The organism is Streptomyces sp. BRA346, from assembly GCF_052851135.1.
Genome location: NZ_JAIWIH010000080.1, coordinates 1 through 12371 on the forward strand (window position 1 = coordinate 1; position 12371 = coordinate 12371).

Annotated in this window: 8 protein-coding genes; 2 read left to right on the forward strand and 6 right to left on the reverse strand. The window is 69.0% G+C overall.

The window, feature by feature from the left end; all coding sequences use genetic code 11:
• The 6 genes from LCH29_RS42760 to LCH29_RS42785 all read right to left on the reverse strand — a co-directional run.
• Positions 1-2167, reverse strand: a 2167-nt coding sequence (locus tag LCH29_RS42760) for a ricin-type beta-trefoil lectin domain protein (RefSeq protein ID WP_446467091.1), incomplete at its 3' end; no start/stop codon positions are given.
• 134 nt (positions 2168-2301) lie between these two features.
• On the reverse strand, positions 2302-3183 hold the full coding sequence (locus tag LCH29_RS42765) for a sugar phosphate isomerase/epimerase family protein (RefSeq protein WP_446467085.1): 882 nt from the start codon (positions 3181-3183) through the stop codon (positions 2302-2304).
• A 4-nt stretch (positions 3184-3187) separates the two neighbouring features.
• Complete coding sequence (locus tag LCH29_RS42770) at positions 3188-4360, reverse strand: substrate-binding domain-containing protein (RefSeq protein WP_446467092.1); 1173 nt, start codon at positions 4358-4360, stop codon at positions 3188-3190.
• A gap of 22 nt (positions 4361-4382) precedes the next feature.
• A complete protein-coding gene (locus LCH29_RS42775) occupies positions 4383-5354 on the reverse strand; it encodes an ABC transporter permease (RefSeq protein ID WP_446467086.1) in 972 nt (323 codons plus the stop codon).
• A gap of 1 nt (position 5355) precedes the next feature.
• Positions 5356-6327: an ABC transporter permease gene (locus tag LCH29_RS42780; protein ID WP_446467087.1), complete on the reverse strand. Its 972-nt coding sequence runs from the start codon at positions 6325-6327 to the stop codon at positions 5356-5358.
• The gene (locus LCH29_RS42785) at positions 6324-7832 is read right to left on the reverse strand and encodes a sugar ABC transporter ATP-binding protein (protein WP_446467088.1); all 1509 of its coding nucleotides are present in this window, start codon (positions 7830-7832) and stop codon (positions 6324-6326) included. Before LCH29_RS42785 ends, LCH29_RS42780 begins: the two co-directional genes overlap by 4 nt.
• Before the next feature lie 660 nt (positions 7833-8492).
• Here LCH29_RS42785 and LCH29_RS42790 point away from each other — a divergent pair.
• Positions 8493-12047, forward strand: coding sequence for a ThuA domain-containing protein (locus LCH29_RS42790; RefSeq protein WP_446467089.1), 3555 nt, complete (start codon positions 8493-8495; stop codon positions 12045-12047).
• A gap of 71 nt (positions 12048-12118) precedes the next feature.
• The coding region (locus tag LCH29_RS42795) for an RICIN domain-containing protein (protein WP_446467090.1) at positions 12119-12371 on the forward strand (253 nt) is incomplete at its 3' end.

Consider the following 12371-nt stretch of genomic DNA (forward strand, 5'->3'; position numbering starts at 1 on the left):
GGTTGACGTTCCATTGCTGGTTGTTCTGGCCGTTGCAGTCCCAGATGATGACCGGGGTGCCGTTGGTGGTGCCGCCTCCGCTGGCGTCGAGGCACTTGTCGCCGTAGAGGGTCAGGTGTTTGCCGGTGGTGTAGGTCCAGGTCTGGCCGGCTGCGCCGGTGCAGTCCCAGAGCTGGGTCTGGGTGCCGTTGGTGGTGCCGGCGCCGGGGACGGTCAGGCAGCGGCCGGACTGCGCGCCCACGATCTGCTGAGGCGGCGGTGGGGTGGTGCCCTGCGGTCCAGCGGACGCCATCACGTCCTGGGCACCGGAAGGCCAGTTGCCATTGGTGACCGTGACATTGCCGGAGACCACGTTGCCGCGGTCCCCGTTGGTCACGTTCGTGCTGCCGTTGGTCGACCAGTTGTTGGTGACGGTCCAGTTCCCCATGTTCTCGCCGCCCCAGTAGTTGGCCGTCGCCCACGTACCGGTGTTCGAGAAGACATTGTTGGTGGCCGTGTAGTACTTCGAGCCCTCGTCGAAGTACAGCCCGAAGTGTCCGTTGGTCCGCAGGCAGTGGTTCCGGCTGATCAGCGCGCTCGGGTTCCATCCGAGCGTGTAGATGCAGCCACCGTCGTTCATCTGCTGCATGACATCGTGGATGTAGTTGCCGATGAGCCGGTTGTTGGACGCGGTGGTCGGCGTCGTGTAGCGCGGCTGGTAGTTGTACAGGCCGCGGTTGGCATAGTGGTTGCTGCCGCCCGCGTCGTTGGCGCCCCAGCCGTAACCGATCGACATGCCGGAGTACGGCATGTCGTAGACCTCGTTGTGGGCGACGGTGCTGTTGGTGACGTACGTGGTCAGGACGGAGACGATGCCCCGGTAGTCCGCCCCGAGGCCGTGGATGCGGTTGTTGCTGATCGTGATGTCCCTGTTGACCATGCGCTGGTCGCCGGGGTGGTGCGCGTCGGCGCGCACGCCGCCCACGAGGATGCCACCGGCTGAGCTCCGGGCGATCTCCGACCGGGTCACCGTGATGTCGCGGGCGCCGAGGCCGACGCCGCTGGCGTGCGCGTTGGCGTCGTTGCCGATACCGATGGCTGTCTGGCCCAGGTTGACGAACTTGGAGTCGCTGAAGGTGATGGTGTTGGCGGCGGAGATCTGCACGGCGGACGGCATCTGCAGCCAGTGTGGCCGGGCGGCCTCGAACTGCGTGCAGCCGTTGTGGCAGGAGTCGAAGCCCGGCCAGCTCCAGTTGCCGGCGATGTACGCGCCGGTCTGCTGGTCCGCGTAACCCTGGTTGCTGCTGGGGCCCAGCCAGCTCGTACCGGTGAAGGTGATCCCGCTGAACGTGATGTGGTGCGCCTGCTCGCTGTACGTGCCCCCGACGTTCACCAGCGACTGCAGCGTCGGCAGTTCCACGCTGACGTTGCTCATGTTCTGCCCGGCCAGGGGGATGTAGTACAAGGCTCCGGCCGTGGGATTGAGGTACCACTCGCCGGGCGAGTCCAGGAACTCGTACGCGTTGGACAGGTAGAACGGACCGGCCCGGTGTGGCCGCATGAGGGTGTCGTAGCCGAAGTTGTTGTTGTTCCACGCCGGCTGCTGCATCGTGATGAAGTTCGCACTGATGCTCTGCACCGGCGAGTACCGGTCGGTGAAGGAGTTGACGCTCTCCACCTCGATCCGGCTCTGGTCGGCCAGGTTGTTCAGGTAACTCAGCGCACCGCCCGAGAACCTCATTCCGGCGCTGGAGGCCGTGAAATCGGCCCTGTTCACCTGCGTGCGTGCCCGGGTGGCGACGGCGCCGTCGACGTAGAGCTGCCGGGTATCGAGACCGGCGGGCACATCGGCCCGCCAGATGTTCCTGGCCGCGTCGGCCACCGACCAGCCGGTGACCGCCCGGGCACCGGTGATCACCGGACGCGCCGACGGGGCGGCCCGCCACACGACCGTGTGACCGCCTGAGCCGGAGTCCTCCGCCGTCAGCCGGAAGGGCTGGGCCAGCCGGTACACGCCGTCGGCCAACTGCACCACGATGTCGTCCGACATGTCGTCGTTGAGCGATCGCACCGCCGCCTGCGCGGCTGTCAGTGAGCACGGCCGCGCGCTGGAACAGTCAGTGCCGGTGCCGGAGGGCGAGACGTACACCGTGCGGGGAGCTGCGGACGCTGGCGCGGGGGACGCCATCACAGCGGTCGCGGTCAAACCGACTGTGGCGGCTCCGGCCAGAAGCCGCCTTCGTAGCATGAGAGTTGTGGACATGTTTTCTCCTCAGGGCGGTTCCCGGGCCGAAGGGGATGACGGCAAGAGCGACCCCACCCCTATCGCCCGGTCAAGGGAGCGTTCTCCAGTCCGCGAAGGACGGTTCGGAGGTAGGACAGCCCGTCACGGGCGAGGGCGTCCTGCGACGGGGCGAGCGGCCGCCAGATCGAGGCCGCGGTGGCGATGGCCTCGTTCTGCGCGGTGAACGACTCGATGCACACCGCGCCGCCGTAGCCGGTCGTGGCCAGGCCGGCGAGGAAGCGTGGCCAGTCGAAGTGGTCGGCCCCCGGGGTGCCGCGGTCGGTGCCGCTGACCTGGACGTGCTTGATGTGCGGACCAGCCGTGACGAGCGCCTCGTAGGGGTCGGCCTCCTCGATGTTCATGTGATAGGTGTCGATCATGAGACCGACGTTCGCGGGCAGGCCGTCGATCAGCTCCACCGCCTGCTCGACCGTGTTGACGACGCTCGTCTCATAGCGGTTGAGGGCCTCCACGCCGATGCTCACGCCCCGCTCCCCCGCGTGGTCGGCCACGGGCCGCAGGGCGCGGCGGAAGTCCGCGTAGCAGGCCGCGCGCTCAGGCGGTGACATGCGCCAGGTCCGCCCCACCGCGGCGTAGACCGGGCCGCCGACGCAGGGCGCGCCGACGGCCACCGCAGTGTCCACACACGTCTTCAGGTACGCCACGGTGGAGGCGACGACCTCCGGCGGGGCGTTCACGAGGTCACGTCCGGGCGAGGTGACCGCACAGACGCCGACCGCGCGCAGGCCGTACGCCGCCAGCAAGTCCCGGGTGCGGGCCGGGTCCCAGTCGCCGGGTTGCTCGATCGGCAGCTCGACCGCGTCGAAACCGAACGCGGCGATCCGCGGCACCAGCTCGGCCATGGCCTCGTCGTCGACCGGCGAGGCCCAGACCCACGGGTTGACACCGATGGTGTACACCGGATTACTTCCAGCGCCGCGGGTAACCGGGCAGGTCGGTGCAGCCGCACATCGCGTAGTGCAGCGGCGGCATGGTGGGGTCGACGTACTCGTCCAGGTTGTCCTGGGTGATGGTCGGCTGTGGCAGCTTCCACGGGTTCGGCACCTGCTCGCCGTCGAGGATCTTCAGCGCGGCGATGATCGGGGTGCGCCACTGGTAGGTCGGGTAGGTCGGGGCGATCGCCGTGAGCTTCTTGTCCTTCCACAGCTTCAGGAAGTCGAGCTGGTCCTCGCCGTTGATCGGCGGCACGGGTTTGCCGGCGTCCTCGAACGCCTCGACCGCCGCGCCCGCGACCGCCCCGGCGTCCATCCAGACGCCGTCGATGGTGCCGTACCGCTGGAGGTAGTCGTTGACGATCTTCTTCGTCCTGGCCGGGTCGCCGTCGGTGAATTCGACGCCGACGACGTCGACTCCCGCCTTGTCGAAGGCGACCTTCGCCGCGGACCAACGGGTCTCCAGCACGTCGACGCCGGGCAGGATGCGCAGGGCGAGCACCTTGCCACCCCGCTTCATCTTCTGGGTGACGAACTCCGCCGCGACGTGGCCGAATCCGTAGCCGCCGATCGGGTTGATGAACGTCACCGGGCAGTTCGTGTCGACGCCGCGGTCGAAGACGATGACCGGCAGGCCCTTCTCGCAGGCGGCCTTCACGGCCGGGGTGAGCGTCGCGGTGGTGTTCGGCGAGACGATGAGCGCGTGGCAGCCCTTGCCGAGCAGGTCGTTGATGTCGGCGATCTGCTTCTGGTCCTTGCCTTCGGAATCGACGTGGACGAACTCGGAGATCCGGCCGCGGTGCGTGTCGACCTCGGCCCGCATGGTCTTGAAACCGACCTGGCGCCAGGGGTTGTTCAGCCCCGCGTTGGAGAAGCAGATCTTGTACGGTCCGGGCTTCGTGAACTTCGCGGTCTCCACCATCGCCGGGTTGAGCGCCTGTTCCCAGGGCTTGCCGGCCGGCCCGGTGGGCGCGGCGTCCAGGAGCGCGAGCTGCTTGTCGTAGTCGGCCTGCACGAAGAACCTCGACTGCTCCCCGGTGCCCGACCCGGTGCTCGCGGAGGGCGAACCCGATGCACCGGTGGTGGGCTCGTCGGTGGCGCAGCCGGCCAGCACCAGTAAGGTGCTCACGGCCAGCACCGTCATGGAATGCCTCACTGGATCCCCTTTATCTGGACGGGAAACGGAAGGACGCCGCCGCCACGGCGAGCAGGATGATCGCGCCCTGGACGGTCGGTTCGAGGGCGCCGGAGACGCCGTAGAAGTTCATGAGCGTGAAGAGCGTCTCGAGGGTCAGCGCGCCCAGCATCGCGCCGACGACCGAACCGCGGCCTCCGCCCAGAGCGACACCGCCGAGGACCGCCGCGGTGATCGCGCCGAACTCGAGGCCGGCACCGGCCTGGAACGACACTCCGCTGTACCCGCCGATCAGGACCGCCGCGAGCGTGGCGGCGAGTCCGCTGAGGACGAACGCCATGGTCTTGGCGCGCCACACGCGCACGCCGCTCAGCTCGGCGGTCCGCGGGTTGCCGCCGACGGCGACCAGGGTGCGGCCGAAGTCCGAACGCGTCAGCACCAGCGCCAGAGCGGCCGCCGCCAGCAGGATGACCAGGGCGTACGGGATCCGGCCCAGCGCGGGCACGTCCTCGAACGCCGACCGGCCGAGTCGGCGGAACTCCTCGGAGAGGCCGCCCTTCGGGGCACCGTCGGACCACAGGTACACGGCACCGACGAGGATCAGGAACATCCCGAGGGTCGTGATGAACGATGGCACCCGCAGCCGCGTGGTGACGAGGCCGTTGACGAGGCCGACGGCGATGCCGAACGCGAGCAGGAGCACGACGACGGGCCAGCCGGCCGACGGATCGCCGTCGATCAGCCGGGCGGCGATGACCACCTGCGCGGTGACCAGAGAGCCGACGGACAGGTCCAGCTCGCCGGAGACGATCACGAAGTACTGGCCGGCGGCGAGCAGGATGATCGGCGCGGAGCGGCCGAGGAACGACATCAGCGACGGCGGTGAGAGGAAGTCCGGCTGGCGGGCGGTCAGCAGAACCAGCAACACCGCCAGGATCACGATGATCGGTGCGAGACTGCCGGAGCGGAACGTGAGGAGCCGCAGTGGGCGCGCGATCTGCATGCTATGACGCCTTTCGCATCGCCCGGCGGGCGTAGACGGCGACCGCCGCGATGATGATCACGCCACGGATCACCTGCTTGAAGAACACGTCGACCTCGAGCTGGTTGAAGATGGCGTCGATGCTCGCGAGCAGCAGCACGCCGCCGACCGTGCCGACGACGCCGCCGCGCCCGCCGGCCAGGGCGGTGCCGCCGAGCACCACCGCGGCGATCGACTCCAGGTCGTACAGTCCCTCGGTGCCCACCCTCGGTGCGCCGGCGCCGAGCCGGCTGGCGAGGTAGACCCCGGCGAGGCCGGCGCACAGGGCGCACAGCACATGGGCGGTGACGAGGACCCGGCTGCCCCGCACGCCGGAGAGCCGGGCGACCTCCGGGTCACCGCCCACGGCGATCAGGTGGTGGCCGAAGCGGGTGCGCGCCAGCACGAACCAGGCCGCGGCGGCGACGGCGAGCAGCAGCAGGAACGACAGCGGCACCGGGCCGATGCGCTGGTACCCCAGGCCCTGCACCAGGGCGGGTGCGGTCTTGCCGGCTGGGCCGTCGTACCCGTTGTCGAGGTATCCCTTCAGCAGCAGTCCGACGCCGACGGTCGCGATGAAGGGGTTGATCCGCGCTGTGGTGACGAGCAGGCCGTTGACGAGGCCGATGGTGGCGCTGACGGCGAGCGTCAGGCCGATCGCCGGCAGCAGCGCACCGTCGTCACCGGCCATGGTCTCGGCGGCGACGAGGGTGCTCAGGCTGACCACGTACGCCACGGACAGGTCCAGCGAGCCCCCGACGATGACCAGCGTCTGGCCGACCGCGACGAGGCCCAGACCGGCGGCGACATGCAGCAGGCTCACCGTCGTCGGCAGGCTGAACAGCCGGCCGCCATCGATTGTGACGATGAGCCAGCCGATCGCCAGGGTGAGCACCAGGGCGACGAACACGCCGGGCGGGGTCCGCCGGGCCGGCAGGGACAGCGCGCCGCTCATCCGGCCTCCCGCGCGGTGCCGACCGCCAGGGCGACGACATCCTCCTCCGTCGCGCCGGCGGGTAGCTCGCCGGCGATCCGGCCGTCGCGCATGACGATGATCCGGTCGCTCATGCCGAGCAGCTCGGGCAGCTCGGACGAGATCATCAGCACGGCGGCGCCGTCGAGGGCCAGCCGGCGGACGAGATCGTGGATCGCCGACTTGGCGCCCACGTCGATGCCCCGGGTCGGCTCGTCGAAGAGCAGGATCCTCGGGGCGAGCGCGAGCCACCTGGCCAACACGACCTTCTGCTGGTTGCCGCCGGACAGGAAACGGATCTCCTGGTCCTCCCCTGCGGCGTGAAGCTCAACGGCCGCGAGCAGCTCCCGGACCCGAGCGGTCCGGGCACCGCGGCCGGCCCAGCCCGGGTGGACGGCGCGGCCGGCCAGCAGCGCGTTGGCGAGCACCGACTGCTCGGCGACGATCCCCTCGCCCTTGCGGTCCTCGGAGACGTAGGCGATACCGGCCCGTATCGCGGCGCGGGGCGAGCGCAGCCGGACCGGCGCTCCGTCGACGGTCACCTGGCCGGTGCTGAACGGTGCGGCGCCGAACAGTGCGCGGGCCAACGCCGACCGGCCGGAGCCCTGCAGGCCGCCGACGCCGAGCACCTCGCCGGCGCGCAGCCGCAGGTCGATGCCGCGCAGCTTCCGGTTGCCTCCGCCCCGGACGGTCAGCCGCACCGGGCCCAGCTCCCGCGGCTTCGCCAGGTCGGGGTAGTAGCTCGACAGCTCGCGGCCGACCATGTGGCGCACCAGCTGATCAGGGCTGGTGTCCGCGGTGTCCAAGGTGGCCACCGCCCGGCCGTCCTTGAGCACGGTGATCCGGCTGGACAGGTCGAAGACCTCCTTGAGGCGGTGCGAGACGTACAGCAGGCCCATCCCGTGCTCCTGCAGCCGCCGCACGAGCGCGTAGAGCTGGACGACTTCGTGGTCGGCGAGAGCCGCGGTGGGCTCGTCCATGATGAGCAGCCGCGCGTCGAGGGCGAGTGCCTTGACGATCTCGACCACCTGTTGTCGCGCCACGCCGAGTCGTCCCACGCGCGTGTGGGGCGGTAACGAGCCCTCCCCGATCGAGGCGAGGAGCTCCGCGTTGTGGCTGAGCATCGCCCTGCGGTCGACGAGCCCGCGGCGCAGGGGCTCGCGGCCCAGGAAGACGTTCTCCGCGACGGTGCGCTCGGGCAGCAGGGTCAGCTCCTGGTAGACGATGCCGATACCGGCCTGTTGGGCCTCACGCGGGCTGCGGAACGTCCGCGGTGCGCCGGCGAACTCGACCGTTCCCTCGTCGGGCTGGTGGACGCCGGACACCACCTTCATGAGCGTGGACTTGCCGGCGCCGTTCTCGCCGACGACCGCGTGCACCTCGCCCGGCCGGACCTGGAGGTCGATGTCATCGAGCACCCGCACGCCGAGGAACGACTTGCCGATGCCTCGCAGAGCGAGCAGCGGCGACGGTGGCAGGCCAGACATCGTGGGAACCTCTGCATTCGCGTCGTCAGCAGGATTGCGTCACCGATAACTGAATCGTTCGGGTACGGCCGGCATGGGATGACAGCTCCTGCCCGCGAGCTGTCGTCGAATAGCCGCGTACTTTCGCCGGACGCGATGGCGACATCGCGGCCCCGAGGGTAAATGCCTCGATGAGCGCCTGGCAATACCACCGGACATCACAGTAGGACGTTTCGCCGTTCGAACTGCTCAATGTGGACCGGCGATCAGTCGACAGCGATTGAGACGCCAAAATCTGTTATCGAATCGACCTGTCCACAGTCGCGGGCCGAACCACGAACACTGATGGGCAAAATGTGTTATGGAATCAGCCCGACGACAGTCGCGCGCCGAACCAACGACGGTTGATGCGCAAAATGTGTTATGGAATCGGCCGCACGCGATTCATATTGACTGTTGCGATACGCCGCTGCATGCTGGCCGGCAGACCACGGGAGACGGTCGCATCTGGTGTGACTCCCCTTGCTCGCATAGGGATTTGACTGGCCGTCATGGCGGACGGATGACGAGCTGACGGCACACGCGTGCCTACGACGCACTCGGGCACTCTGGCGCATCGGAGGTGCGGCCGGCACGTGCCCGTGGTCATGGCATCGTTGCTCCGCCGAAATAGGAGACGGCATGCGTCGCATCATTTTTGTCTTCGGGGTGATCGCGAGTGTGCTCCTGTCGCTCGTCGTCGCCCAACCGGCGTCAGCGGCGCCGGCCTTCCGAGCCCTGGTCTTCACGAAGACGGCCGGTTACCGGCACGATTCCATCCCTGCCGGCCTCACGATGTTCCGGGAGCAGGCGGCGGCCAACAACTTCGAGTTGGTCCATAGCGAGGACTCGAGCGTTTTCACCCCGGCAAACCTCGCCACCTTCGACGTGCTCATCATGTTCCAGACCTCGGGAATGGTGTGGACCACGGCGGCCCAACGTCAGGCGGTGGAGGGCTACCTCGCCAGCGGCAAAGGCATCGTCGCGGTCCACAACGCCACCGACATGGGCATCGAGAACGAGTACCCGTGGTGGGACCAGACCATCAACGGCGGGGCGCACATGCCGGAGCACTCCCCCGGTGTGCTGTCCGGCACCGCGATCGTCGCGGACAAGAAGCACCCGTCGACGGCCGGCCTGCCGGACCGCTGGAACCGCAGCGAGGAGTGGTACAACTTCGACCGCAACCCCCGCGGCGACGTCCACGTCCTGGTCACCGCGGATGAGCGCACGTACAACCCCGGCCCCCGCGCCATGGGGCCGGACCACCCCATCTCCTGGTGCCGCAACACCGGCGGCGGCCGCGTGTGGGCCACCGGCATGGGCCACACCAGCGCGGCCTACAGCGAGACCCATTTCCGCAACCACGTCCTCGGGGGCGTCAAGTGGGCGGCCGGCAAAGAGCCCGGCGACTGCGGCGGCACCGTGTGGAGCAACTTCGAGAAGCGCACCCTCGACGACAACACCGCGGACCCGATGGCCCTCGCGGTCGCCCCGGACGGGCGGGTGCTCTACGTCCAGCGGGCCGGGCAGTTGAAGATCTTCAAACCGACCACGAACAGAACCGTGACAGCCGGCACGCTCAGCGTCTACACCGGCGGCGAGGACGGCCTCACCGGACTGGCGCTCGACCCCGACTTCGCCGACAACGGCTACGTGTACCTGTATCACTCCCCGGCCGGAGTCCCGAACGACATCAACCGGGTCTCCCGGTTCACGCTCACCGGCGACACCCTGAACATGTCGAGCCAGGTGACGATCATCGACATCCCCGCGACCCGGGACCGCACGTTCGCCGAGCCCGGGCACACGGGCGGATACATCGAGTTCGGCCCCGACAAGAACCTCTACATCGGCACCGGGGACGACGTCCCACCGAACCTCGACTCCAACTGGCAGGGCTACGCCCCGCTGGACTGGCGACCGGGGAAGGCCAACCTCGACGCCGCCCGCACCGCCGGCAACACCAACGACCTGCGGGGCAAGCTCCTGCGCATCCGGCCTTCGGCGGGCGGCGGCTACACCATCCCGGCCGGCAACCTCTACCCGCAAGGCACAGCGCAGACCCGGCCGGAAATTTACGCGATGGGCTTCCGCAACCCGTTCCGCTTCTCGATCGACCCGGACAACGGGTGGGTCTACCTCGCCGACTACGGCCCGGACCGGAACCCGCCCGCGACGAACCGCGGCCCCGAAGGGCTCGTCGAGCTCAATGTCATCAAGGCCCCGGGCAACTACGGCTGGCCGTTCTGCCATGGCGACAACCAGGCCTACGCGCCCTACAACCCGGACACCCGCGTCGTCGGCGCCAAGTTCAACTGCAACGCGCCGGTCAACAACTCGCCGAACAACACCGGCCTGACCAGCCTCAAGCCGATCGTCGCGCCGAACATGTGGTACGGCTACGGCGTCTCGCCGAACTTCCCCGAACTCGGCTCCGGCGGCTCGGGGCCGATGGGCGGACCGGTCTACCGCTACGACGCCGCGAACCCGTCCGAGACAAAGTTCCCGCCCTACTACGACGGGGTCCACTTCTTCTACGAGTGGTCGCGCCACACCGTCAAGGAGGTCCACTTCGACTCCGCGACCGCGGTCACCCGGACCAACTCCTTCATGCCCGCGAGCAAGTTCCTCAAGCCGATGGACATGGAGTTCGGGCCCGACGGCTCGCTGTACCTGCTCGAATGGGGCAACAACTTCGGCGGTGGCAACAACGACTCGGGTCTTTACCGCATCGACTACAACCAGGGCGGGCGGGCGCCGATCGCCAAGGCCAAGGGAACGCCCACCAGCGGGAACGCGCCGTTGACCGTGCAGTTCAGCAGCGCGGGGTCCACGGACCCGGATCCCGGTAACACGCTCAGCTACCACTGGACATTCGGCGACGGCGCCACGTCCACGGCGGCCAACCCGTCACACACCTACACCGCCAACGGCAACTACACCGCCCAGCTCAAGGTCACCGACAACACCGGCAAGTCGGCCTTCGCCAACGTGCCGATCACCGTGGGCAACACCGCGCCGATCGTCACCCTCACGATTCCGCCCGACGGCGGCATGCTGGACTTCGGCGACCGCGTCTCGTACAAGGTGTCCGTCTCGGACCCCGGCGGCGCGCCCATCGACTGCGCCAAGGTGTTCGTCAACCCCGCCCTCGGCCACGACGATCACCAGCACGAGACCACGGACTACCCCGGGTGCTCGGGCACCATCGACACGAAGCTGCTCGGCGGGCACCCCGAGGGCGCCAACCTGTACTACGTCCTCAACGCCCGCTACACCGACGACGGCGGCCCCGGCGGTGCCAACCCGCTCACCGGCTACGCTCAAACGATCCTCCAGCCCAAGCACAAGCAGGCCGAGTTCTCCACGGACCAGTCTGGTGTACGGGTCGTCGAGCAGGCCGGCGCGGAGAGCGGCAAGCGGGTCGGCGACATCTCGGACAACGACTGGATCGCGTTCAACCCGATGAGCCTGTCGGGCATCACGAGCGTGAGCTACCGCCTGTCGTCGCCGAGCGGCGGCGGATCGATCGAACTGCGCGCCGACTCCCCGACCGGCACACTCCTGGCCACGACACCGGTGCCCAGCACCGGCGGCTGGAACGACTACCGGTCCACGCCGGCGGTGAACACTGCCGATCTCGCCGGCTCGCACCAGCTCTACCTGGTGTTCAAGGGCACCTCGAACAACTGGTTCGACCTCGACTCGCTCACCTTCGGCGGCAACGGGGTCGGCGAACCAGGCAGCGGCGGCGGTGGCGGCGTGGCCGGTCGCACCTGGACGGTCGCGGCGCAGCACAGCGGCAAGTTCATGGACGTCAGCGACGCCTCGACCGCTGACGGCGCCCAGATCGTCCAGTGGCCGGCCACCGGCGGCAACAACCAGAAGTGGCAGGCCGTCGACGCCGGCGGTGGCGCCGTCCACCTGAAGGCGGTGCACAGCGACAAGTGCCTCGCCGTCACGGGCGGGTCCACCGCCCAGGGCGCGTTCCTGCAGCAGTCCACCTGCGACAACAGCAACCCGCAGAAGTTCCTCGTCACACCGACCACCACGGTGGGCGTGTACACGGTGAAAAACCTTCCCAGTGGACTGTGCGTCGACGTCAACGGCGGCTCGACGGCCGACGGCGCACGACTCCTGCAATGGAGCTGCCACGGCGGCACCAACCAGCAGTGGCGGTTCACCGCCGTCTAGCCCGTCCGGACGGGATGCCCGTCGCGGTCGCGCGCCGGGCATCCCACCCTACGAACAGGTGAGGAACCGCCATGGTGTTTCGTATACCTCGGCCCCGCCGGTACGGACGGCTGTCCGCACTGGGCGCCGCCCTGGTGCTTGTCGCCGTCGGCGCCACCGCGGTGGCGGCACCGATCGAGCCCGGGCAGAGCGCCCCCATCGTGGGCGCGCAGTCCGGCCGCTGCGTGACCGTCCCCGGCGCCGGCACCACCAACGGCACCCAGACCCAGCTCCGGGACTGCACCGGCGCAGCCGGCCAGACCTGGACCTACACCACCGGCAAAC

Bases quoted from the DNA above. Each gene is read 5' to 3' on its own strand.
- LCH29_RS42770 (WP_446467092.1), bottom strand. From the start codon at position 4,360: ATGACGGTGCTGGCCGTGAGCACCTTACTGGTGCTGGCCGGCTGCGCC.
- LCH29_RS42775 (WP_446467086.1), bottom strand. From the start codon at position 5,354: ATGCAGATCGCGCGCCCACTGCGGCTCCTCACGTTCCGCTCCGGCAGT.
- LCH29_RS42780 (WP_446467087.1), bottom strand. From the start codon at position 6,327: ATGAGCGGCGCGCTGTCCCTGCCGGCCCGGCGGACCCCGCCCGGCGTG.
- LCH29_RS42785 (WP_446467088.1), bottom strand. From the start codon at position 7,832: ATGTCTGGCCTGCCACCGTCGCCGCTGCTCGCTCTGCGAGGCATCGGC.
- LCH29_RS42790 (WP_446467089.1), top strand. From the start codon at position 8,493: ATGCGTCGCATCATTTTTGTCTTCGGGGTGATCGCGAGTGTGCTCCTG.